The 24,072-nt window shown below is 64.6% G+C and carries 19 protein-coding genes; 7 read left to right on the top strand and 12 right to left on the bottom strand.

The window, feature by feature from the left end:
* Positions 1-55: 55 nt before the first annotated feature.
* Both ACHAC9_RS02595 and zwf read right to left on the bottom strand, forming a co-directional pair.
* Positions 56-3,100 (bottom strand): M12 family metallo-peptidase, encoded by a 3,045-nt coding sequence (locus ACHAC9_RS02595; protein WP_435756843.1) that lies wholly within the window; start codon positions 3,098-3,100, stop codon positions 56-58.
* A gap of 334 nt (positions 3,101-3,434) precedes the next feature.
* The gene (gene zwf / locus ACHAC9_RS02590) at positions 3,435-4,901 is read right to left on the bottom strand and encodes a glucose-6-phosphate dehydrogenase (protein WP_435756842.1); all 1,467 of its coding nucleotides are present in this window, start codon (positions 4,899-4,901) and stop codon (positions 3,435-3,437) included.
* Between the two features lie 177 nt (positions 4,902-5,078).
* Between zwf and ACHAC9_RS02585 the strand changes: the two genes are divergently transcribed.
* The 4 genes from ACHAC9_RS02585 (at position 5,079) to ACHAC9_RS02570 (ending at position 9,572) form a co-directional block, all read left to right on the top strand.
* Positions 5,079-6,911: an acyl-CoA dehydrogenase gene (locus ACHAC9_RS02585; RefSeq protein ID WP_435756840.1), complete on the top strand. Its 1,833-nt coding sequence runs from the start codon at positions 5,079-5,081 to the stop codon at positions 6,909-6,911.
* Positions 6,902-7,507: a hypothetical protein gene (locus ACHAC9_RS02580; protein ID WP_435756838.1), complete on the top strand. Its 606-nt coding sequence runs from the start codon at positions 6,902-6,904 to the stop codon at positions 7,505-7,507. Before ACHAC9_RS02585 ends, ACHAC9_RS02580 begins: the two co-directional genes overlap by 10 nt.
* Positions 7,508-7,592: 85 nt before the next feature.
* Positions 7,593-8,201, top strand: a complete 609-nt coding sequence (locus ACHAC9_RS02575) for a PH domain-containing protein (RefSeq protein WP_435756836.1) — start codon at positions 7,593-7,595, stop codon at positions 8,199-8,201.
* Between the two features lie 153 nt (positions 8,202-8,354).
* Positions 8,355-9,572 (top strand): YeeE/YedE family protein, encoded by a 1,218-nt coding sequence (locus ACHAC9_RS02570; protein WP_435756834.1) that lies wholly within the window; start codon positions 8,355-8,357, stop codon positions 9,570-9,572.
* 14 nt (positions 9,573-9,586) lie between these two features.
* Here ACHAC9_RS02570 and ACHAC9_RS02565 read toward each other — a convergent pair whose 3' ends face one another.
* The 10 genes from ACHAC9_RS02565 to ACHAC9_RS02520 all read right to left on the bottom strand — a co-directional run bounded on the left by ACHAC9_RS02565 (position 9,587) and on the right by ACHAC9_RS02520 (position 19,206).
* Complete coding sequence (locus tag ACHAC9_RS02565) at positions 9,587-10,294, bottom strand: hypothetical protein (RefSeq protein WP_435756832.1); 708 nt, start codon at positions 10,292-10,294, stop codon at positions 9,587-9,589.
* Positions 10,291-11,637 (bottom strand): MBL fold metallo-hydrolase, encoded by a 1,347-nt coding sequence (locus ACHAC9_RS02560; RefSeq protein WP_435756830.1) that lies wholly within the window; start codon positions 11,635-11,637, stop codon positions 10,291-10,293. The genes ACHAC9_RS02565 and ACHAC9_RS02560 overlap by 4 nt, the downstream gene beginning before the upstream one ends.
* A 133-nt stretch (positions 11,638-11,770) precedes the next feature.
* A complete protein-coding gene (locus ACHAC9_RS02555; RefSeq protein WP_435756828.1) occupies positions 11,771-12,511 on the bottom strand; it encodes a DUF2076 domain-containing protein in 741 nt (246 codons plus the stop codon).
* A gap of 115 nt (positions 12,512-12,626) precedes the next feature.
* On the bottom strand, positions 12,627-13,802 hold the full coding sequence (locus ACHAC9_RS02550; protein ID WP_435756826.1) for an acyl-CoA dehydrogenase: 1,176 nt from the start codon (positions 13,800-13,802) through the stop codon (positions 12,627-12,629).
* Between the two features lie 29 nt (positions 13,803-13,831).
* Entirely contained in the window at positions 13,832-14,533 is a 702-nt protein-coding gene (locus ACHAC9_RS02545) for an ABC transporter ATP-binding protein (protein ID WP_435756824.1), read from the bottom strand.
* The gene (locus ACHAC9_RS02540) at positions 14,526-15,239 is read right to left on the bottom strand and encodes an ABC transporter ATP-binding protein (RefSeq protein WP_435756822.1); all 714 of its coding nucleotides are present in this window, start codon (positions 15,237-15,239) and stop codon (positions 14,526-14,528) included. The genes ACHAC9_RS02545 and ACHAC9_RS02540 overlap by 8 nt, the downstream gene beginning before the upstream one ends.
* Positions 15,226-16,179: a branched-chain amino acid ABC transporter permease gene (locus ACHAC9_RS02535; RefSeq protein ID WP_435756820.1), complete on the bottom strand. Its 954-nt coding sequence runs from the start codon at positions 16,177-16,179 to the stop codon at positions 15,226-15,228. The genes ACHAC9_RS02540 and ACHAC9_RS02535 overlap by 14 nt, the downstream gene beginning before the upstream one ends.
* A complete protein-coding gene (locus ACHAC9_RS02530) occupies positions 16,176-17,048 on the bottom strand; it encodes a branched-chain amino acid ABC transporter permease (protein WP_435756818.1) in 873 nt (290 codons plus the stop codon). The genes ACHAC9_RS02535 and ACHAC9_RS02530 overlap by 4 nt, the downstream gene beginning before the upstream one ends.
* Positions 17,049-17,126: 78 nt before the next feature.
* Positions 17,127-18,296: an ABC transporter substrate-binding protein gene (locus ACHAC9_RS02525; RefSeq protein WP_435756816.1), complete on the bottom strand. Its 1,170-nt coding sequence runs from the start codon at positions 18,294-18,296 to the stop codon at positions 17,127-17,129.
* A 103-nt stretch (positions 18,297-18,399) separates the two neighbouring features.
* Entirely contained in the window at positions 18,400-19,206 is an 807-nt protein-coding gene (locus ACHAC9_RS02520; RefSeq protein WP_435756814.1) for an IclR family transcriptional regulator, read from the bottom strand.
* Between the two features lie 229 nt (positions 19,207-19,435).
* On the opposite strand from ACHAC9_RS02520, the gene ACHAC9_RS02515 reads away from it, so the two are divergent.
* From ACHAC9_RS02515 to ACHAC9_RS02505, 3 genes are read left to right on the top strand one after another with little or no spacing between them, the layout of a single operon-like run.
* Positions 19,436-21,643, top strand: coding sequence for a 3-hydroxyacyl-CoA dehydrogenase NAD-binding domain-containing protein (locus tag ACHAC9_RS02515; RefSeq protein WP_435756812.1), 2,208 nt, complete (start codon positions 19,436-19,438; stop codon positions 21,641-21,643).
* A 23-nt stretch (positions 21,644-21,666) separates the two neighbouring features.
* Positions 21,667-22,848 (top strand): acetyl-CoA C-acyltransferase, encoded by a 1,182-nt coding sequence (locus ACHAC9_RS02510; RefSeq protein ID WP_435756810.1) that lies wholly within the window; start codon positions 21,667-21,669, stop codon positions 22,846-22,848.
* Between the two features lie 8 nt (positions 22,849-22,856).
* Positions 22,857-24,065, top strand: coding sequence for an acyl-CoA dehydrogenase family protein (locus tag ACHAC9_RS02505; RefSeq protein ID WP_435756808.1), 1,209 nt, complete (start codon positions 22,857-22,859; stop codon positions 24,063-24,065).
* The last annotated feature ends 7 nt before the right edge of the window (positions 24,066-24,072 follow it).

Raw genomic sequence — 24,072 nt, 5'->3', positions numbered from 1 at the left:
AAAATGAAGCTTGTTGAATGCCGGCCGGATGAGCTCATCCGGCCGGCCAGGTTGCTTAGCTGCAGGCGGTACCTTTCGGCAGGCGCTGCGCCACGTACGCGACGTCGCGGATATCGACCATGCCGTCGCCGGTCACGTCGGCGCGTGGGTCGAAGCCGGCCTGGCCCGTGCGCTTGCCGATCGACGCCTTCACCACGGCCAGGTCGGCGCAATCGACCGCGCCGTCGCCATTCGCATCGCCCCCGAGGCGAATCGCGAAGTCCGCGTTCGAGACGTCGAAGAACACGTTGCCGACGGCTTCGACCTTGATGCGCGCCGCCTGCGTGACGACCGCCGGCAACTTGACGCTTGCGCTGCCGCTGTTCGGGACAGATTCGGCCAAGACATGGGGCCAGGTCTTGCCACCGTCGCTCGATAAGGTGATCTTCACGCTTGCGGTGTTCACCGGGGCTGCGTTGGTGTTGGCCACGTTCCAGGTCACCGTCAGCGGCGCGCCGCTGTCGAGCGTCAGCGCCGTATTCGGCGCGGTCACCAGGAAGGGTCCTGCTCCTGGCGCCAGCACCAGGGTCGTGGTGCCGCTGTTGACGCCACCGCGGCCGTCGCGCGCCGTCATCTTGAAGTTCAGCGAGGCCGGCGCGGCATTCACACCGGCGACGCCGACGTAGGCTGCGGTCGGCAGGTACTCCGAGAAGCACTCGATCTGGGCAACAGTAGGCGTCGTGCTGGCAGTGGGGCAGACTCCGCTGAGCGCGTTGGTGTTGTTCGCCAGGATCTGCGCCATGTCGGGGAAAACCCGCGTCGGGTCATTGGTGGCCTGGTTCTCACCGGCCGAGTTGTACTCGAGCGTTTGCGCGTTGGTGACCACCGCGCGCGTGCCGAACTGGCGGAACAGCGGACCATTGAGCTTGGTATTGCTGATCAAGCTGGTGCCGGTCACGGCGCCGCGGTCGTTCTGCTCCCACAGGTAGGTGAGCGGATCGTCGTCGCCGTCGACGGCGCCCCCGGTCAGCGCGAAAGGCGTGCGTACGGGAATGGCATAGCTGCCCGGGACGGTCACGGTTGGCGCCGTGTTGCCGTCGCCGGAGACGGCGCCGCGGCGCGTGGTCAAGCCGCCGACCGTGATTTCGCCGAAGAAGCCGCTGCAGCCCGGGGTGCAATTCGCCAGCTGCAGTGGCGCCACATTCACGCCTGCCAGCGTGCCGCCGAAGGTGACGGTGAACGCCGTGTCGTTCAGGGCCGACACGGTGGCCGTGGCGCCGGCCGGCCAGCCGGCGATGCCTTCGATCGCGGCCTTGACGCCGGCGGTTGTATAGTTCGTGCCGCGCACGACAGGCGCCGAGAAAGCGCCGTTGAAGCCGACCTGGAACTGCTTTCCGTCTGCGTTGAAGCCCGTCAGCGCAGCGATCTGGACTTCATTGAGGGTACTTTCAGCGCTCGAGGTCAGGGCAACGATCTCGTCGAAGCTGCGCTGCGACCAGTACGGATCGCTGTGGCTCTGCAGGTTGTCGCTGCCGCAGATCCCGGCGTAGGCCATGATTGACGAGCCGCTGCCGTTTTCGACCGAGGTAGTCTGGTTGCGGTTGCCGCCGCTGCAGCTGCCGACGGTGCCATTGAAGGTGTGGTTGCCCGCAAACTGGTGGCCCAGCTCGTGCGCCACATAGTCGACCGCGAAGAAGTCGCCGGTCGGCTGCGGCAGGCCGGTGCAGCCCTGCGCCTTGGCGTTGGCGCCGACGACGCCCAGGCTGGCGACGCCGCCGCCATCCAGGCCGAAGGCGATGTGGCCGATGTCGAAGTTGCCGGCGCCGGCGAGCAGGCCGGTGACGACGCGGTTGCGCGTCAGCGTGGAGCTGACGCAGCCCGATGCCTGGGCAGCGGTGTAGCAGGCAGCACCGCCGCACGGCCCGTTCGCGCCCGTCATCTCGGCCGCGGTATTCAGGTTCAGCGCATCCGTGGCGTCGATCAGGACCAGGCGGATCGAGGTTTCGTCCTCGTAGATCTGGGTGACACGGTTGATCAGGGTGACCTTGGCCGCGGTGACGTTGGCGCCGCCGCCGAAATAGTCCGCGTAGGTCGGGTCGGTAACCAGTGCCAGGCGGTAGGTGCGCAGGTTGCCGCCGACGGCCGCATTCGGGGCCAGCTCACCGTCGACTACGCGAAACGGCGCGGCGCCGGTCTGCTCGCCGGAGGTGGCGCTGACTTCAAAGGCGCCACTGCGCGTTGCGCCACCCGGCAGCGTAACGGCGATGGCGCCGTTCTGGTCGGCCGTGGCGGTCGCGCTTTGCAGCGCCGGCGCGTCATCCTCGCCGCGCACGCTCAGGCGGACGCTGGCGCCGGGCGCGAAGCCCGAGCCGCGCACGTCGACCGCTTCGCCTTCCTTGTAGAAGGAGCGCGACAGGGAGAGTTGCGCTTCGGGAGCCGCGCGCTCGACCAGTGGGCCGTGCTGGTTGATCAGGTCGGCACGGCTGTAGCTGGCGTACAGGCTGGTGTCGAGGTGATAGTAGGGGTCGACATACCAGCCGCCGCGCGGGGAACGCACCGAGGCGTGCAGGCCGAGCGGCGTGATGTCCATGCGCAGCGTCGCGCCGGGGTCGTCTATGCCCCGGCCCTTGTAGGTTTTGATGTTCGGGTGTTTCGCGGCCAGGCCCGGCTCCATGATCGACGATTCGACCAGCGTGAAGCGCTGGTAGCCGCCGTCCGGGTGCGGCAGGTCGATCGTCAAGGGGCTGGCCATCGCGCGGCTGCTGCGCTCGGATGGCGCGCCGGCCGTCAGCGACTGCATGCCGGCCATGTCCAGCACGGCGCCGCGCAAGCGCTTGAGCTTGAGCGCCGGTGTTCTGGCCGCGGTGCCGGAGGTTGCACCGGCCGACGATTTCGTCAATGCCCTGCCGGTCGCGGCGGCCGGCAGGGCAACGTCCTGCCAGAACGGTGCTGCGCGCTGGTTCGATGCTGCCGGCGCATCGGCCGCGGCCGCCAGCGCGAGCGGCGCCGCGGCGGAAAAGGCCAGTGCAACGCACAGAGCGAGAAAGCGTGGCTTGCCCGGGGAAGTGCGCATCTGTTGCAGCCCGCCGTTATCCGGCGGGGTCGAGGCTTTCAAGCTCATGCAATGTCCTTTCGCGACTGGTTTGGAATTCGGTGTGTTCTTGCGTTCTTCTTTTTTCAGGTTCTGCCGGTACGCCCCGTGGAAGGCGGCGTTCGATGCAAACAATGCAAGGACGCGACAGCGATAGTATTGCTGAAATTACACTTGGCGCAAGTAAATATTTTCTTTTTGTAAATTACAGCGGCAGAATCTTGGTCGGCGTATGAAAGCCAGGTGGGGAAGGGCGAAGCGGGTCGGCCCCCGCGCCGGCTGATGCCGGGGGGGGGGGCGATGGTGGTGACAGGGGGGAGGGCGAGCGAGCGACCGCAGTCGCGGTGTGGAGCGTGGGGGCGGTTTATTCCACCCAGCTGAAGCCGTCGCGCGCCAGCAGTGCGAACGACTCCGGCGGCCCCCACGATCCGGCGGCGTAGGCATGCGGCTTTTCGCCCAGCACGCCCCAGCCGTCGATGATCGGATCGGCCCATGCCCACGCCGCTTCCAGTTCGTCGCGGCGCATGAAGTGGGTCAGGCGGCCGCGCACGACGTCGATGAGCAGGCGTTCGTAGGCTTCGGCGCGGCGCTGCTGGAAGGCCGATTGCAGGTCCAGGTTCAGCGCCACCTGCTGCATGTGCATGCCGCTGCCGGGTTCCTTGGCCATGATTTGCAGCTTGATGGCTTCTTCCGGCTGCAATTCGATGACCAGGCGGTTCGCGACACCACCAACGGTGCTCGGGAACAGCGGGAAGGGAGGATTTGCGAATTCGATGACGATCTTCGAGGAGCGGCGCGCCATGCGTTTACCTGTGCGCAGGTAGAACGGCACCTTCGACCAGCGCCAGGTATCGACGTGGGCGCGCAGCGCGACGAAGGTCTCGGTCGTCGTCTCCGGCGGCACGTTGCGCTCTTCCAGGTAACCGGCCACTTCCTGGTTGCCGCTGACGCCATGGCCGTACTGCCCGCGCACCGTGTCGCGCGCGATGTCGGCCAGGCCAAAACGGCGCAGCGAGCGCAGCACCTTGAGTTTTTCGTCGCGCACCGCGTCCGGCGAGAGCGACGTGGGCGGCTCCATCGCCACGATGCACAGCAGTTGCAGCAGGTGGTTCTGGACCATGTCGCGCATCGCCCCGGTGCTGTCGTAAAAGCCCGCGCGGCTGCCCACGCCGACTTCCTCGGCTACCGTGATCTGCACGCTCGAGATGTTCGGCGCGCGCCAGATGGGTTCGAGGATCGAGTTCCCGAAACGCAGCACCATCAGGTTCTGCACCGTCTCCTTGCCGAGGTAATGGTCGATCCGGTAGATCTGCGACTCGGCAAAATGGCGGCCGACCGCCTCGTTGATCTCGACCGCCGTTGCGAGGTCGCGCCCGAGCGGTTTTTCCAGCACCACGCGCGCGTTGGTGTCGACCAGTCCGGCGCCCGCGAGTTTTTCGCAGATCAGCGTGAACAGCGAGGGCGCGGTCGCCAGATAGAAGACGCGCTGGGCGCCGGGCCGGGACGCTGCGCCGAGCGCCGCGAAGTCGGGCGCGGCCTGGACGTCGAGCACCACGTATTCGAGCACCTGCAGGAAGCCGTCCCAGGTCTTGTCGTTGAAGTTCTCGGACGCGATGAAGGAACGCGAATGCTCCTCCACATGGGCGAGATACGCCTCGCGCGCGAGTTCCTGGCGTCCGGTGGACAGGATGCGGGTCGACGGCGGCAGGTTGCCGTGCAGGTAAGCCATGTACAGCGCCGGCAGCAGCTTGCGCATGGCCAGGTCGCCCATGCCGCCGAAAATGATCATGTCGAGGGGGAGGGCGGTATCGGGCGCGGTTGGTTGGATCATGGTATCGGCTCAAAAAAGTGTGGTCGGCGCCCGAAGGGCAGGGCGCGGACAGGTGGTCGTGTCGATAACTATAGCCCAGAACGCGCGCTCCCATTGGCACGCTGTCGCCCGCAGGTCGCACGGCGCGGACGGATCGGTTATCCTTGCAATGGACCGAACGACAATAAAAGGGACACCATGCAATCGACCATCCTGAACCGCCGCGACATCGATTTTCTCCTCTACGAATGGCTAGGCGTCGACGCCTTGACGGCGCGCGCGCGCTACCAGGACCACAGCCGCGAAACGTTCAATGCGGCCCTCGATACCGCCGAGCAGATCGCGACCGACCTGTTCGCCACGCATAACAAGAAGAGCGATGCCAACGAGCCGCATTTCGATGGCGAGCGAGTCACGATCATCCCCGAAGTGAAAACCGCGCTCGACGCTTTCTGCGCGGCCGGTTTCATGGCGGCGGGCCAGGATGTCGAGTACGAGGGCATGCAGCTGCCCTGCGTGGTGGAGAAGGCAATCGCCGCCTGGTTCACGGCGGCGAACGTGGCGACCTCGGCCTACACCTTCCTCACGATGGGCAATGCGAACACGTTGCTGAAAACGGCGACGCCGCGCCAGGTCGAGCGCTTCGTGCGGCCCCAGTTGGCGGGCCGTTTTTTCGGCACCATGTGCCTGTCCGAACCGCAGGCAGGCTCCAGCCTGTCGGACATCACCACCCGCGCCGAACCTGAACTGGTCGACGGCCCGGAGGGCGAGCGCCAGTATCGCCTGAGGGGCAACAAGATGTGGATCTCGGCAGGCGAACACGAGCTCGCCGAGAATATCGTGCACTTGGTGCTGGCCAAGATTCCCGGCCCGGACGGCAAGCTGATCCCGGGTGTAAAAGGCATTTCGCTGTTCATCGTGCCCAAGTTGCTGGTGAACGAGGACGGTTCGCTCGGCGAGCGCAACGACATCGCGCTGGCGGGCCTGAACCACAAGATGGGTAACCGCGGCACGACCAACTGCCTGCTCAATTTCGGCGAGGGGAAATTCAAGCCGGCGGGGAAGGCGGGCGCCATCGGCTACCTGGTCGGCGAGCCGCACAAGGGCCTGGCCAACATGTTCCACATGATGAACGAGGCGCGCATCGGCGTCGGTCTCGGCGCCACCGTGCTGGGCGTGACCGGCTACCTGCACGCGCTCGACTATGCGCGCAACCGTCCACAGGGACGCCCTCCGGCCGAGAAGGACCCGGCCAGGCCCCAGGTAGCGATCATCGAACACACCGACGTGCGGCGCATGCTGCTGGCGCAGAAGGCATACACCGAGGGCGCGCTGGCGCTGATCCTGTACTGCGCAAAACTGGTCGACGAGCAGCGCACGGGCGAGTCGCTTGATGCGCAGGCGCGCGCCGGCATGCTGCTCGACTTCCTGACGCCGATCGCCAAGTCCTGGCCTTCGCAATGGTGTACGGAGGCGAATAGTCTCGCGATCCAGGTCCACGGCGGCTACGGCTACACGCGCGAATACAATGTCGAGCAGTTCTACCGCGACAACCGCCTGAACCCGATCCACGAAGGCACGCACGGCATCCACGGACTCGACCTGTTGGGACGCAAGGTGTCGATCCAGCAGGGCGCACTGTTCAAGGCGGTCGGCGAGGAGGTGGCTGCGACCATTGCCAAGGCGCGCGCGGTCGATTCGTCCGATCTGCAGGGCTATGCGGGCCAGCTCGACACGCTGTGGCAGCGCATCGGTAAAGTCACTGCGACGCTCTACGGCGCCGGGGACATGAACAAGACCCTGGCGAACGCGAGCCTGTACCTGGAAGCGGTCGGGCATGTGGTGATCGCCTGGATGTGGCTGGAGCAGGCGCTGGTGGCGGCGAAGGCGGGGGATGACGATTTCTACCGCGGCAAGCTGCAGGCCTGCCGCTACTTCTTCCACTGGGAGTTGCCGAAGTCGGCGCAGCAGCTCGACCTGCTGGAGACGATCGACACCACCACGCTCGATATGCAGGACGCATGGTTCTGATGGCGGATCCTGCCGGCTCGGCCGAGCAGCTTACGCTCAACGATATCGAGATCGGCGCACGCCTGACCCTGGCACTCGTGCAGCACGCGAACAAGACCGAGGGTGCGCCGATTGCTTATGCGGATCTGCTCGAGTTGGCGCGCTTTTTCGACCCGAAGGATGCGGCGATGGGCCGTGCCGAAGTGCTGGGTATCGGCATGAAGCTGCGCTTCGTTGCTCAGTTCTGCAAGGCGAACGGGTATCCGAATCTGGCGTGCCTGGCCGTGCATCCGGCGTCGACGCAACTGGCGCCAGGTCATGAAACGGAGCAGCGCGCCGTGCTGGCCTGCGACTGGTTGCAGTTGCCGGCAAAGCTGGCCGACTATGCGCGCGCCATGCAGGCGAGCGTGCCGGCGCGCTGGAAACCGCGCAAGGAGCGTCCGGCCGAAGTGTCCTGGTACGCGTACTTCTGCGCGCACCGCGATGCCTGCAAGAGCATCACCTCGAGCGACAAGAAGGAAGTCATCAACCTGGTGATGGCCGGGCTCGATCCGGAAACGGCGCTGCGGCGTTTCCTGGCTGCGAAAGCGGCATTCGAGGCCTGCGCCCCAGGCTGAAAAATACCATTGTTCTTACCCTCGACGAGTACTTGGCAGAATTGAACAATGTTAATCTGGCTGCTTTCATACTACGAGGGCGATCATGTTCAAGAAATTTGCGGCGGAAGCACTGGGCATCAGCGATATCGGTGTCATCGTCGGTCCTGCGGACTACAGCAAGGTCGATGCGGACGATTACCTGTTCAGCGAGGACGGTGAACAGATTTTCTTCCTTATCAAAAGCAAGAAAGACGAATACTGCTTCACCAACCTCGCGCTGATCCACGTGGATGGCGATTCCGCCGTTTCGTCGAAGCGCACCATCAAGCGCTACGATTATTCCTCGCACCAGATTTCGGGCGTCAGCATCGAGACCGCCGGCACGCTGGACATGGACATCGAGCTCAAGTTCAAACTGGACAACACGGCGTTCTCGATCGACGTCAAGAAGACCTTCATCGAACAACTCAAGGACATCTACAAGGCCTTGATCACCATCGGAAAGCAACAGCAACGGGACGCGGTGTCGCGCGACAATGCGCTGCGTACGCTGGATGCCACGGCCTCCGTGCACAAGCTCAATATCGCGCCCGGCGCAGGCAGTCTCGTCAGCCAATTCGGCGAACTGCTGGCGGCCTTGAACACGGCCATGCTCGATACGCACACCAAGCGCGATTTCAGTGACGTGTTTGCGAAGTATATTCACAACTAAAGGATCGTCACAGCTAGGGTCAGGTCTGACATCCCCCCTGTGTCAGACCTGACCCCAGCAGTCAGTTTCATTGCCAACACGGAGCCGTCCTCTGCAGGAAACCGCGAAGTGCGCGAAAATAGTGCGCTTTCCCGTCTCCTGCCGCCTTCCGCCATGTCCACTACCGTATCTCCCACCCTGCGTCCCGGCGCCGGTATCAACCCGACCCCGCTTGGCGTGTCCCTGGTCCTGATCGTACTCGGGGCCTGGTACCTGGGCGGCGCCGTCGGCCCGCGCCAGGCAATGCTGTTCGTCGTCGGCGCGCTGCTCGGCCTGGCGCTGTACCATGCCGCCTTCGGCTTCACGTCGGCCTGGCGTGTGTTCATCGCCGATGGCCGCGGTGCCGGCCTGCGCGCGCAGATGCTGATGCTCGCCGTCGGCGTGGCGCTGTTCTTCCCGGCGCTGGCCAACGGCACGCTGTTCGGCAACCCCGTCACCGGCCTGGTGTCGCCGGCAGGTACTTCAGTCATGGTAGGCGCCTTCATCTTCGGCATCGGCATGCAGCTGGGCGGCGGTTGCGCGTCCGGCACGCTCTACACGGTCGGCGGCGGCAGCACGCGCATGATCGTGACGCTGATCGCCTTCATCGCGGGCTCGGTCATTGCCACCGCCCACATGCCGTTCTGGACGTCGCTGCCCCAGCTGAAACCCATCTCGCTCGTCAAGACCCTGGGCTTGACGCCGGCGCTGCTGCTGAACTGGAGCGTGTTCGCGGCGATCGCGGCGATCACCGTGCTCGTCGAAAAGCGCCGCCATGGCAAGCTCGTGGCCTCCCACGTGCAGCCGCCGCACCGCTCGCCGTGGCTGCATGGCCCGTGGCCGCTGGTGGCAGGCGCGCTCGCGCTGGTGGTGCTTAATTTCGCCACGCTCGCGCTGTCGGGCCGGCCGTGGGGCGTGACCTCCGCCTTCGCGCTGTGGGGCGCGAAAGCGGCGTCGACCATCGGGATCGACACCGCAAGCTGGGCCTACTGGTCGACCAAAGCCAACGCCGCGGCACTCGCCGCGCCGGTGTCGCACGACGTGACCTCGGTGATGGACATCGGCATCGTGCTCGGCGCGATGCTCGCAGCGGCGCTTGCCGGTCGTTACGCGCCGGTATGGCGCCTGCCGCTGCGCTCGATCATCGCCGCGGTCGCCGGTGGCCTGCTGCTCGGCTACGGCGCCCGCCTTGCGTATGGCTGCAACATCGGTGCGTATTTCAGCGGCATCGTGTCGGGCAGCCTGCACGGCTGGCTGTGGCTTGTCTTCGCCTTCGCCGGCAACGTGATCGGCACGCGCCTGCGTCCGTTCTTCGGTCTGGAAGTGGAAAAGTTGAAGCCGACCGCGTGCTGAACAGGGATAGGCGCTTAGTGTCCCAGCAGCGCCAGGCTGCGCTCCCACTCGGCATGCCACGGATCGAGGAACGCGTGCGTCTCGAACGCGCGCGTCAAGCCCCGCATCGGCACCCGGTGCACGTCGTGCAGGCCGAGCGCCAGCACGACCGGATTCCAGACGATCTTCGACTTCGCCTTCTTCGTGCTGGCCTTGATACGCGCGCCCTCGTCGCCAAAAATGCCGCCGGCGCCGGTCAAGGCCGCATCGAGGTCGAGTTTTACCAGTGCGCCGAAGGCGGCGATCGCCTGTTCCTTGTAGATGCCTGAGGTCGATTCGCTCGCTGCCTTCGGTTCCGGTGGCGGCTCGGCGGCGCGCCTGACGGTCTTGACCAGCTTTTCCAGTTCCTTCTTCAGGAAGCGCAGTTCGTGCAGCTTGCGCCGAAAGCCCGGTGCGGGCAGGGTGGTCACGATCTTGTAGGCGTCCTTCGTTATCGTGATCAGGACGTCGTCGCTGCCGGCCGCCAGGCGCGCGGTGTCGCCCTCGAAGAAGATCGGCGCGGCATAGCCGCCGTTGGCGTCGCCGAAGAGCTCCGGGTAAGTGGCGTCGTAATCGAGCCAGACATAGGGCGTCACGCCATGTTCAATCAGCTCGGCGAGCGTCCAGGGGGTCTCGAGCTGCTGTTCCAGCCAGTCGCAGGCTTGCTCGAGGCTTGCCCGGTAGGGCAGGATGGTGATCGTCATTCAGATTCTTTCAGCCGACGCAGTTGCGCGGCCTGATAGGCGCCAAAGGCGTCGTTGAAGAGGCAGCGGATCAAAGGGTCGTCCACCAGTTCAGCCGATGCGAGGTCGGCTTCGGTGGCGTCGTCGAACCGCATGTCGTTGATCCGCATGTACATTGAGGTGAGGGACTCGCCCATGGCCAAAGCCGCGTACAGCTTGGCGGTCGGGATGTCGGTGCTCCAGGACAGGGGGAGTGCATCGGCGGCGGCAGGCGCGATGCTGTCTTTCTCCACGCGGTAGTGGTAGCGCGTTGCCATTCCTTCGTGATCGAATACGGACAGGCGCCACACGCGCGCCTGCTCGAAGAAGCTGTCCTCGGGCAGTTCCATGTCGCGGTATCTGTCGAGCAGGCCGCTGCGGCAGTACTCGGCCACATGCGCCGCCTGCTCCGCGCTCAAGGCCGGAAAGCGGCGCGCGATCTCGCTTGTCGGCGGCGGCAAGGCTTGCGCATCGTAGTCGTAATCGACATCCTGCGCGCCAACCGGGACGACCCAGTCCAGGCTGGGTGCGGGCGTCAACCCATCCCGGTCGAGCCGCATCGACACCGACGGATTCATGCGCACCACGCGCGCATCCGGCAGCGCGGCGCCGATCTCGGCTTCGAACTGGCGATAGCTGATCGGGAAGAAGGCGTGGTTGTACCAGGACCAGCTCTCCTGCAGGAACTGGCAGGAGCTGGGCACGATATAGCGCGGGCTTAAGGCCTGCAGCTGCGCGATCCATTCGGCTGGCAGGTGTTCTGGCGCGGTAGAAGCGCGCGAGGGCGACAGCACCTCGATCTCGCGCATGGCTTGGTACGGCCACAGCACCATGTCCCACGGACCGTGTTGGACCAGCGCCGGCAGCGTGTCCGGGTCGATCCAGGAATCGACGACGTTGAGCACCTTCAGGCCATCTGCTTCGACCTGGAACATCGAGTCGACGTCCGGATCCATCGCGATGCGCGGCGTCACCGTCAACGGCCCGACCTGCACCGGCAGGTCGACCCTCAGGGCATGCACGTTGACGAAACCGAGTTCGCGCACCATGGCGAACAGTTCGTCGAACAGGCAGTAGATGTGGATCGGCGTCGCGCGATCGAGCAGATCCAGGCTGTCGAACGAGCAGTGGTCGTCGTGGAAGTGCGAGATGAAGACGGCGTCGAAGCGCAACTGCCGGATCTTGGCCTGATCGAAGCGCACCGCGGGGAAGGCGTGGCAGTTGCGGCTGAAGGGATTTTCGAAGATCGTGTCGAAGGCGATCCGCGTGCCTTCGCATTCGAAGACATAACCGGCATGCAGGATCCGGGAGATGTGAAGCGCCATACATTCTGTGAAAAGGGTTGCGGCGACAGGCCGGGGTGAGGAAACGTGCGGTGTGCCGACGCCGGGCGGACCGGAGCGTACCCTGCCGCCAGCACGCTATGTTAACACGGCGGCCCGCGCCGGCGGCTTGCCGTCAACCCAGAGACGCGTCGTCCATCCCGCCATCGTAGGAGTCGCCCGCGACATCGTCGCCGCCTGAACCGGCATCGTCGAGCAGCGCGTTGCCGCTGTCGCTATTGCTGTCGCCGAGCAGGCTGCTGGAACTGTCGCCGGCCCCGTTTGCGCTGTTCGCAAACTCATCGACGGACGAGGTCAGCGACGAGAAGCTATCGTTGTTGCCGAGAAAGCCGTTGCCGTCGTGATTGTCATTGCCCAGCAGGTTGCCGAGTCCCTGGAACAGGAAGGCGCCGGCCGCGACGCCGGCCGCTGTCGAGGCGATACTGCCGAGTGCGCCGCCCATGCCGCCACCCATGCTGCCGCCGCGGAAGAAGTTACTTGCGCGGCTAGCCAGCGATGGCTGCTGGTAAGGCTGCTGGGGGTAGCCGCCTTGCGCCGGCTGGCTGCCGTAGGCTTGCGCCTGCTGCTGCTGACCGCTGTTGCCCCAGGCATTCGGGTCGAGGAAACGACTCCCCTGGGAGCCGCGGCTTCCTGCGCCGCCTTGCAACTGCTGCTGCAGGTGCGCGATCTCGGCCTTCGCATTGTCGAGCGCCTGCTGTTGCAAGAGGGCGCGCTGGACGAGCAGGTAGGCGGCATCGGGTTGGTAGGACACGGCCTGCGCGATCATGGCCTCGGCTGCGGGATCCTTCGGCAGGCCACGCGCCTGGATGAGCTGGTTCAGGAAATTTTCTAACAGCTGGGTATCTTGCGGACTCACGGGGGCACCTCCACTTTGCTTGAATGGTCAATATGGCAGCATTGTGGAGGGTTTCAAGAATGGCGGGCGCGCGCCTCCGGCGGGTGGGCGGCCAGGCCTGGCCGCCCCGAAACGCTTAAAACGCCGCGATGCCTGTCTGCGCACGGCCCAGGATCAGCGCGTGGATATCGTGTGTGCCTTCATAGGTGTTCACGACTTCCAGGTTGACCATGTGGCGGATGATCCCGAACTCGTCCGAAATGCCATTCCCGCCCAGCATGTCGCGCGCCACCCGTGCCACGTCGAGCGCCTTGCCGCAGGAATTACGCTTCATCATCGAGGTGATTTCCACCGCAGCGGTACCCTCGTCCTTCATGCGGCCCAGGCGCAGGCAGCCCTGCAGGCCGAGCGTGATCTCGGTCTGCATGTCGGCCAGCTTCTTTTGCACCAGCTGGTTTGCCGCCAATGGTTTGCCGAACTGGTGGCGGTCGAGCGTGTACTGGCGCGCCGTGTGCCAGCACGCTTCGGCAGCGCCCAGAGCGCCCCAGGCGATGCCGTAACGCGCCGAGTTCAGGCAGGTGAACGGACCTTTCAAACCACGCACCTCCGGGAAGGCGTTCTCTTCCGGGCAGAACACGTTGTCCATCACGATTTCGCCGGTGACGGACGCGCGCAAGCCGAACTTGCCGTGGATCGCCGGGGCGGTCAAGCCTTTCGAGTCTTTGTCGAGCACGAAGCCGCGGATCGCGCCTTCGTCATCCTTGGCCCAGACCACGAACACGTCGGCCACCGGCGAATTGGTGATCCACATCTTCGAGCCGGTGAGCGAATAGCCGCCGTCGACCTTGCGCGCACGGGTCACCATCGAACCGGGATCGGAGCCGTGGTTCGGCTCGGTCAAACCGAAGCAGCCGATCCATTCGCCGGTGGCCAGTTTCGGCAGGTATTTTTGCTTCGTCTCTTCGTTGCCGAACTCGTAGATCGGCACCATCACGAGCGAGGACTGCACGCTGGCCATCGAGCGGTAGCCGGAATCGACGCGCTCGATTTCGCGCGCGATCAGGCCGTAGGCGACGTAGTTCAGGCCAGGGCCGCCGTACTGCTCGGGAATGGTCGGACCGAGCAGGCCGAGTTCGCCCATCTCGCGGAAGATCGAATTGTCCATTTTCTCGTAGCGGAAGGCCTCGAGGATGCGCGGCTGCAGCTTGTCCTGGCAGTACGAGTTGGCCGCCTCGCGGATCATGCGCTCGTCATCGGTTAGCTGGCTGTTCAGGAGCAGCGGATCGTCCCAGTGGAATGCGGTTTTGGTCATGATGGTCTCTTAATCAGTTGGTAAGCGCATCAGCGCGCAAAATACAGGTCGTGCAAATGCTCGAGGCTGACTTCAGAAGCCGCCTGCGACAGCACGACTTTGCCGCTTTGCATCAGGTAGACGTGGTCGGCGATGCCGACCGCGCGCTGGGTGTTCTGTTCCACCAGCACGATGGTACGCCCGTCGCCCTTCAGGCGCGCAAGGATCTCGAACAATTCGTTGACCATCACCGGTGCCAGGCCCAGCGAGGGCTCGTCAATGATGAGCAGCTTCGGGTCGCTCATCAGGCCACGCGACATCGCCAGCATCTGCGCTTCGCCGCCCGAGAGCGAACCGGCGAGCTGCTTGCGCCGTTCGCGCAGGCGCGGGAACATCAGATACGATTTCTCGAGGTTGGCGGAAGCATTCGCACGGTGCTGGGGCGCGAAAGCGCCCAGCATCAGGTTTTCCTCGACCGTCATGTCGCGAAACACCATGCGTCCCTCGGGAATCATGGCCATCGAGACGTCGTTCATTTCCCAGGTCGGCGTGCCGTTGAGCTGCTTGCCATTCAGTGTGATCGAGCCCTGCTTGACGGGCACCAGGCCCATGATGGCGCGCAGCAGGGTCGTCTTGCCGGCGCCGTTGGGGCCGATGATGGTGGTCAGCTTGCCCGGGGCGACGGAGAGCGACAAGTCCCACAGCACGTTGATGGCGCCATAGCCGGCGCGCAGGTTGGTAATTTCAAGCATGGTCCGCTCCCGTATAGCTCTTCACGACCGCCGGATTGCTGAACACCTCTTGCGGCGTGCCCTCGGCGATCAGCTGGCCGAAGTTCAGCACTGCCACGCGCGGGCACAGGTTGCTGATGGTTTCGATGTCGTGCTCGATGATGCAGATCCCGACCGCGAATTTTTCATGCAAGCCCTTGAGCATGTTCATGAAGGCGCGCTTGCCGTTCGTCTCCAGGCCGGCCAGCACTTCGTCGAGCAGCAGCAGTTTCGGGTCGGTGGCCAGCGCCTTGGCCACTTCCAGGGCTTTGAGTTCGGTCAGCGCGAGTCCGGTGGAGGCGTCGCGTTCGGCCTTGGCGCTGAGACCCGTGAATTCCAGAATCTCGTCCAGGCGCCGCTCATCGAGGCGCCCGGTGCCGAAGCGCTGCGAGACCTGCAGGTTCTGGCGCACGGTCAGTTCGTGCATCGGCTGCGGGATCTGAAAGGTGCGGCCGATCCCCATGCGGGCGCGCTGGTACATCGGCGCGCGCAGCACGTCGATGCCGTTGAACACGATGCGGCCGGAGGTGGGACGCACCAGTCCGGAAATGGCATTGAACAGCGTGGTCTTGCCAGCGCCGTTCGCGCCGACCAGGCCGACCACGTCACCGGTGCCGATGTTCAGGGAGACGTCGTTCACTGCGGTCAGGCCGCCGAAGCGCACGGTCACGTTTTCAAGCTGTAGCATCTTTTTTCCTCATGAACTTGCGCACCAGGCCAAACAGGCCGTCCGGGCTGGCCAGGATCATCCCCACCAGCACCACGCCCAGCACCATCTGGTGGCCGGTTGGCATGATGTTCTTCACGAACAGCTGGTCGACCAGGTAGACCACGACCGCGCCCACCAGGGGACCGGTGATCGTGCGGTAGCCGCCGAAGATGGCCGCGACGATCGGGATCGTCACCCACAGGGCGGAGAACGCGTAGTCCGGCTCCAGGAAGTTGATGTAGTGGGCGTTGAAGGCCCCGACCACACCGCACATGAAGGCCGAGACAAGCAGCATCAGGGCCTTGAGCAGGGTGTTATTGACGCCGACCACGCGGGTTGCATCCTCGCTGTCGTGCATGGCGCGCAGGGCCAGGCCGTGCGGGCTGCGCCGGATCATGTCGTAGGCCAGGGCGAACAGCAGCACGATGGTGAGGATCACCAGGTAGTTGCCGGTCTTGCCGCCGAAGTCGACACCAAACAGTTCAGGCAGGCGCGGAATGGACGAGATGCCGGCCGAACCGTTCGTCACCGAGGTCCATTCGGTGGCCAGGATGCGGAAGATATGCGCGTAAGCGAGGATGGCCAGCGCAAAGTAAGGGCCGCGCAGGCGCAGCACCGGCAGCATCAGGAGGGCCGATACCACCGCCCCCAGGCCGCCCATCGCCAGGCCGATGAACACCGGCAGGCCGAGCTTCATCGTCAGCACCGCCGAGGTGTAGGCGCCGACCCCGAAGAAGGCCGCGTGGCCGAAGCTCACCATGCCGCCCAGGTTGCCGAGCAGCGCCCAGGACAGGGCGACGCCGCCGATGACGAGCGAGGCGATCACCAGGCTCATGACATAGGCGTTCCCGCCCAGCACGAGCGGCACGCCGACATACGCGGCCGCCAGGACCACGATCAGGAGTTTGTTGAGTTTCATCCGCGCCTCCCGGCAGCACCGAACAAGCCGTTAGGCATGACAAAGAGAACCAGCAGGAACAATCCCATGCCGGCCAGTTCCTGCAGGGCCGAGCTGGCGAGGGTCACGGTCAGCGCTTCGGCAATGCCGAGCAATACCGCGCCGATCAGGACACCCGGAATCGAGCCGATACCGGCCAGCACCGTGATGATGAAGGCCTTCACCGTCAGCACGCCGCCGGTAGCCGGGCTGACCACGCCATAGCTGAACAGGGCCACGCCGGCGAAGGCCGCCAGCAGGCCCGCCACCAGGAACGAGACCAGTTCGGTGCGGCCCGGGTTGATGCCCATGAGTTTGGCGGCGTCGCGGTTGCTCGAGACGGCGCGCACCGCGCGGCCATACCAGCTGCGCGACAACCACCACCACAGGCCGACAATCAGGATCAGCGAGACAAAGAAGAACACGACTTCGCTGCGCATGCTGTAGAGCTCACCGACGACGAAGGCTTCCTGCATCCAGGTCGAGTTGGTCGTGCGCACGTCGGCGCTCCAGATCATCAGCACCAGGTTGGTCAAAATGACGCCGACGCCGTAGGTCAGGGTCAAGGAATTGATTTCGCGGTTGGTCTTGATGCGGCCAACCAGGAAGTAGAGGAGGGCGGAGGTGATGGTCACGACCAGCACCGCGATCGGAATCGCCGCGGCCGGGTTCCAGCCGAGTTTCGATTCGACCGTATAGGCGATATACGCCGCCAGCAGCACCAGTTCGCCGTGCGCCAGGTTGATCACTTTCATGGCGCCGAACACCAGCGCCAGGCCCAGGGCAATGAGCGCGTACGAGCCGCCCTGCAGCAGTCCGGAGTACACGGACTGCAATATTAATTCGGTCATGTCTGCATTCCATTCAAGTTAATGCGGGGGAGTGGGCGCAACTGCGCCCACTCCTGACTACTTGACTGCCTTACGACCTTACCAAGGCAGGCCAGGGTAGACCGGTTTGCCGTTCGCTGCGTCTTTTGGCCACACGAGGACGACCTGCTTGCCCTGGTGCTGGCCCATGCGCTGGACGAAGCCCGGGTTGTCGCCGTTTTCGCTGAAGCGCACGCGGCCGATCAGGGTCTGGCTGTCGGTCTTGCGCATTTCCTCGATCACGCCGCCTTTCTTGATCGTACCCTTGTCGGCCGCACGTGCGATCGCTTCGAACAGCAGCATCGACTGCACATAGCCGAACTGGCCCAGGTAGTCCGGTTCCTTGTTGTGCAGCTTCTTGTACCCTTCGCCGAAGGATTTGCCTTCAGGCGTGGTGAAGTTCACGGGGAAGGGCAGCACCGCGGTGCCGTATACGTTCGGCATCAGGTCGGGGAAGTCGGCCGCCATCTTCGGCGTGGCCAGCGACCAGACGCCGGCGATTGCTTTCACCGATGGCTTCAGGACACGGGCTGCGCGCAGGATGCCGACGTAATCGTTCTCGTAGCCGACCATGGCGACGAATTCCGAACGGTCGCGCAGCTTGACCTTGTTGATGATCGGCTTGAAGTCGGTGATCGCCGGGTCGAACGCGTGCATCGCGACCTTGACGCCCATTTTCTTCAGGGTTCCCTCGACGTCGGTCGCCAGGCCATGCGTCGCATCCTTGGTCGAATAGATGATCGAGACCGATTTCACGCCCAGGTCCGAGATCAGGCCGACCAGCGCCTTCTGGTAGCCGGCGGTGTTATTAATGCGGAAGAAGTTCTTGCGGCCGGCTTGCACCAGGCCGTCATCGACGCCGCCCGAGGTGATGTAGGCCAGGCCCAGCTTGTTGGCCGCGTCCGACGCCGGCGAGATGTTGTTCGAGCCGTAACCGCCGGTGACGGCGACCACGCCTTCGCTGGCCAGCTTTTCCACTGCAGCCACGGCTTTCGCCGGGGCCGACTCATCATCGACCGTCACCAGCTTGATCGTGTGCTTGCCATTGGTTTTGTTGAATACTTCGGCAGCGACACGGATGCCTTCCTGGGTGCCCATGCCGACCCGGGCCAGTGGACCGGTCAGGGGGATCTGTACGCCGACCTTGAATTCTTCCGCCTGCGCCGCGCTTGCTCCGAACGTGCCGGCCGCTGCCATCATTGTCAGGACGATGCTTGTTGTCTTCTTCATGTCTCCACCTTTTCAGTTATGTTCACGAACTGGTCCTTATTGTTAAGGACCGGCTTTGCTGCAGCCGGTGATGCTTCCACCACCGGCGAAGTTGGTTACTTGCTCAACCCAGGTTGCGGCCCATGCTCATTTCCACGGTGCGCACCAGCTGCACCAGGCGCGGGCCCAGGTCGTCGATCAGTTTTTCCTGCGGCAGCAGAAAAGAAGGGCCGCCGCAATTGAAGGCCATCGTCTTGGCCGGGTCCGGGTCGACCAGCGGCACGCCGACGGCGCTGATGTTCGCGTCCCACAGGCCCGAGGACATGCAAAACCCGCGGTCCTCGTAGTCGCGAAAGCCCTGCTCGAGATCAGCCTTGATCTTCGGCCAGTTGGTCTCGGTCTGCAGGCGGATATGGTCCATCAGGAAGTCGCGGTCGTTCTGCGGCAGGCCGCACAAATAGGCCTTGCCCATCGCGGTGGTGGCCAGCGGGATGCGCGAGCCGGCATCGCGCCGCAGCGTCACTGCCGCGCTGCCGCGGCAGGCTTCCACGTACACCATCGAAAGGCGGTCGCGGATGCCGATGGCCACGCTGCATTGCGCGTGTTCGGCCAGTTCCTGCATCGCGGGGCGCGCGAGTTTGCGCACGTCGAGGTTGGCGAGCAGAGTGTAGCCGAGGGCCAGCACGGCTGCACCAAGCTGGTAGCGGCCCTGGTCGGCGGAATAGTTGAGGTAACCGAGTTTGGTGAGGGTATGGCTCAGGCGTGAAATCGTCGGCTTCGGCATCGCCGTGCGCTTGGCCATCTCGCTGTTCGTGAGATAGGTCTCGCCGGGGCGAAAGCAGCGTAGAATTTCCAGACCACGCGCAAGGGCCGTCACGAACTGGCGGTCCTTGGCTGCATCCTCTTCGAAGGTCTCGATCTCGTGTTGCATGTATTCCTTGATGTGTCTCGGTGCCTGGCGTCTGGGGCCGGGTCTGGTCGAATATTCACACATGCAAAAGAAAAGTGTCAACTGTTTCGTGAAATAGCCGTTCGCACAGCGAAACTATTTTCGTTCGCTCCTATGAAGCGATCGACTTCTTTATTGATGAGTTGCTTTTTTGCCGGGCGTACAGACAGGCCTGCCATGTCGAATCTGGCCATTTGCAGGCCTCTTGAAAATGAGTTATCGTTGCTTTTGCCGAAAACTGCAAAACAATGTTTCGCACAGCGAAACTTCCTACAAGGAGACAGGCTTGAACACTTCCGCCGCACCCGCATTCGTCAGCACCCGTCGTCACGACGACATCCTCCTGGTCACCATCGATAATCCACCCGTGAATGCGCTCGGCGTCGACGTGCGGCGCGCCCTGGTGGAAGCCATCGAAACGGCCGATGCCGATCCGAAAGTGTTGGCCGTCGTGCTGGTCGGTGCCGGCCGCAATTTTCTCGGCGGCGCCGACATCCGCGAATTCGGCAAGCCGCCGCTGGCGCCGGCGCTGCCGGATGTCTGCAACCGCATCGAAGCCTGTTCCAAACCGGTGGTGGCGAGCATCCACGGCGCGGCGCTCGGCGGCGGCCTGGAAGTGGCACTCGGCGCGCATTACCGCGTGGCGCTCGGCACGGCCAAACTCGGCCTGCCGGAAGTGCTGCTGGGCCTGTTGCCCGGTGCCGGCGGCACCCAGCGCACCCCACGCCTGATCGGCGCTGCCGCCGCCCTCGAACTGATGCTCAGCGGCCGCCACATCGGCGCTGCCGAGGCAGCGAAGCTCGGCCTGGTTGATCGGGTAGCTGAGCGCCTGGCCGATGGCGAGGACGCGGCCGCTGCGGGTCTGGCCTACGCGCGTGAACTGATTCAAGCCGGCGCCGCGCCGCGCCGTACCAGCCAGGCCGCCGCCTTGAGCGATCGCGACACCACGCAGGCGGCGATCGACGCCGCCCGTGCCGAGACGAGCAAAAAGACACGCGGCCTGTTCTCGCCTTTGAAAATCGTCGATGCGGTGCAGGGCGCACTCGACCTGTCGTTTGAAGACGGCCTGGCGCTCGAGCGCAAGCTGTTCATCGAATGCCTGGACAGCCCGCAGCGCGCCGGCCTGGTGCACGCCTTCTTCGCCGAACGCGAAGCGGCCAAGGCGCCGGAGACCCGTGCGGCGCAGCCACGCTCCATTGGCAGCGTCGGCATCATTGGCGGCGGCACCATGGGTGCAGGCATCGCGGTCGCGGTGCTCGATGCCGGGCTGCCGGTCGTGATGATCGAACGCGACGAGGAAGCGCTGGCCCGCGGCCGCGCGAACGTCGACAAGGTCTATACCGGCCTGATCGCCAAAGGGCGGATGAAGCTTGACGCCAAGGACGCCATCATGGCGCGCTGGAGCGGCAGCACCGCCTACGACGCGCTGTCGCAAGTCGACCTCGTCATCGAAGCCGTGTTCGAGGACATGGCGGTAAAACAGGCCGTGTTCAAGGAACTCGACCGCGTCTGCAAACCCGGCGCCGTGCTGGCCACGAATACCTCCTATCTCGACATCGACCAGATCGCCGCATCGATCTCGCGCCCGCAGGATGTCATCGGCCTGCACTTCTTCTCGCCGGCGAACATCATGAAGCTGCTCGAAATCGTGGTGCCGGCCAAGGTCGCCGCCGACGTCGTCGCCACCGCCTTCGAGCTGGCGAAGAAACTCAAAAAAACCGCGGTGCGCGCCGGCGTGTGCGACGGCTTCATCGGCAACCGCGTGCTCGCCGTCTACGGCGCCGCCGCGCAAGCCATCATGGAAGACGGCGCTTCGCCCTACCAGATCGACAAGGCGGTGCGCGATTTCGGCTATCCGATGGGGCCATTCCAGGTCTCGGACCTGGCCGGCGGCGACATCGGCTGGGCCACGCGCAAGCGCCGCGCCGCCACCCGCGATCCGCAAGCGCGCTACGTGCAGATTCCGGACCGCCTGGCCGAGCGCGGCTGGTTCGGCCAGAAGACCGGCCGCGGCTACTACCTGTACCCGGAAGCCGCACGCGTCGGCACGCCGGATCCGGAAGTCGAAGCCATCATCGACGCGGAACGCCAGCGCGCCGGCATTAGCCCGAAAAGCTTTACGGACGAAGACATCGTGCGCCGCTACCTGGCCGCGATGGTCAATGAAGGTGCGAATGTCGTGCACCAGAAGATCGCGCTGCGTCCGCTCGACGTCGACGTGACCTTTGTCCACGGCTATGGCTTCCCGCGCTACCGCGGCGGCCCGATGCACTACGCGGACACGGTCGGTCTCGAGAAAATCCTGGCCGACATCCAGGAGTTTGCGAAAGAAGATCCGCTGTTCTGGCAACCGTCGCCGCTGCTGCTCGAGCTGGTCGCGCGCGGCGCCAACTTCGCCAGCCTGAACCACACCAAATAACTAAAACCCACAGGAGACTTGCCATGCGCGAAGCCGTCATCGTTTCAACCGCCCGCACCCCGCTGACCAAAGCGCACCGCGGCGAATTCAACATCACCTCCGGCCCGCAACTGGCCGCCTTTGCCGTGCGCGCCGCCGTCGAGCGCGCCGGGATCGACCCTGGACTGATCGAGGACGCGATCCTCGGCTGCGGCTATCCCGAAGGCACGACCGGCCGCAACGTCGCGCGCCAGACCATCATTCGTGCCGGCCTGCCGATCACCATCGCCGGCACCACCGTGAACCGCTTCTGCGCCTCGGGCCTGCAGGCGATCGCGATCGGCGCCGGACGCATCGTCGTCGACGGCGCGCCGGCCATCATCGCCGGTGGCGTCGAGAGCATTTCGCAGATCCGCACCCGCGACAGCGGCGACTCGGGCATGGACCCGTGGATCCTCGAGAACAAGCCGGAACTGTACATGCCGATGATCGAGACCGCCGACATCGTCGCCACGCGCTACGGCATTTCGCGCGAGGCGCAGGACCGTTTTTCCGCGGAGAGCCAGCGCAAGACGGAAGAAGCCCAGCTGGCCGGGCGCTATGCGCAGGAGATCGTCGCCTGCACCACGACCATGTCGGTGACCGACAAGGACACCAAGGCGGTCAGCATGCGCGAAGTCACGGTCGGCGAAGACACGTGTAATCGCCGCGGCACGACTTACGAGGGCCTGGCAAAACTGGCGCCGGTGATGGGCGAGGGGAAATTCGTCACTGCGGGTAATGCCTCGCAGCTGTCGGACGGTGCTTCGGCTTGCGTGATGATGGAAGCGAAAGAAGCCGAACGCCTGGGTTTGCAGCCGCTGGGCGTGTTCCGCGGCATGGCAGTGGCCGGCTGCGAGCCGGACGAGATGGGCATCGGTCCCGTGTTCGCGGTGCCGAAACTGCTGGCGCGCCACGGCTTGACGGTCGACGATATCGACCTGTGGGAGCTGAACGAAGCCTTTGCCTCGCAGGCGATCTACTGCCAGCAAAAGCTCGGCATTCCCGATGAACGCCTGAACGTGAACGGCGGCGCGATCTCGATCGGCCACCCGTTCGGCATGACCGGTTCGCGCCTGGCCGGACATATCCTGATCGAGGGCCGCCGCCGCGGCGCCAAATACGCCGTCGTCACGATGTGCATCGCTGGCGGCATGGGCGCCGCCGGCCTGTTCGAGATTTATTAAGGAACGTCATGGACCTGAATTTCACCCCGCAAGAAGAAGCCTTCCGCAGCGAAGTGCGCGCTTTTCTCTCCGAGAAGCTGCCTGCACGCTTGTCAAGCAAGGTTGCCGAGGGCAAGCACCTCTCCAAGGCCGACATGGAAGAGTGGCACGCCGTCCTGAATGAACGCGGCTGGCTGGCGAACCACTGGCCGGAGGCCTACGGCGGCCCGGGCTGGAGCGCCATCGAAAAATTCATCTTCGAGAACGAGAGCGCGATTGCGCACGCGCCGCGCATCGTGCCTTTCGGCGTCAACATGCTCGGGCCCGTCCTGATCAAGTACGGCAACGACGCGCAAAAGGCCTACTGGCTGCCGCGCATCCTGAACGGCGACGACTGGTGGTGCCAGGGCTATTCGGAACCGGGCGCGGGTTCCGACCTGGCCGCGGTGAAGACCACCGCCGTGCGCGGGACGGACGAACAGGGCGAACACTACATCGTCAACGGCCAGAAGACCTGGACCACGCTCGGCCAGTACGCGAACATGATCTTCTGCCTGGTGCGTACCGATCGCGAAGCGAAGAAACAGTCCGGCATCAGTTTTCTCCTGATCGACATGAACTCGCCCGGCATCGACGTGCGTCCGATCATCACGCTCGACGGCGAGCATGAAGTCAATGAAGTCTTCTTCACCGACGTACGCGTGCCGGTCCAGAACCTGGTGGGCGAGGAAAACGCCGGCTGGACCTGCGCCAAATACCTGCTGACCTACGAGCGCACGAATATCGCCGGCGTCGGTTTTTCGGTCGCGGCAATGGCGCGCCTGAAGCGTGTTGCCGCACGCCAGACGCGTAACGGCCGTCCGCTGCTCGACGACCCATCGTTCGCTGCCCGCCTCGCGCGCGTGGAGATCGACCTCGAGAACATGAAGACGACGAATATGCGCGTGATCGCGGCGGTCGCCGGCGGCGGCGTGCCCGGGGCGGAAAGCTCGATGCTCAAGATCCGCGGCACCGAGATCCGCCAGGAGATCACCTCCCTGGCACGCCGTGCGATGGGCGTGCATGCGCGTCCGTTCAGTCAGGACATGCTCGATGCCGACTATCAGGGCGAACAGTTCGGTCCGGATTTTGCAGCGGCCGCTTCGGCGCAGTACTTCAACAACCGCAAGCTGTCGATCTTCGGCGGCTCCAACGAGATCCAGAAGAACATCATCTCCAAGATGATTCTGGGACTGTAAAGGAACG

The organism is Massilia sp. CMS3.1, from assembly GCF_051262535.1.
In the GTDB taxonomy this organism is placed as follows: Bacteria; Pseudomonadota; Gammaproteobacteria; order Burkholderiales; family Burkholderiaceae_D; genus Telluria.
This window is presented reverse-complemented; position numbering and strand designations above follow the sequence as displayed.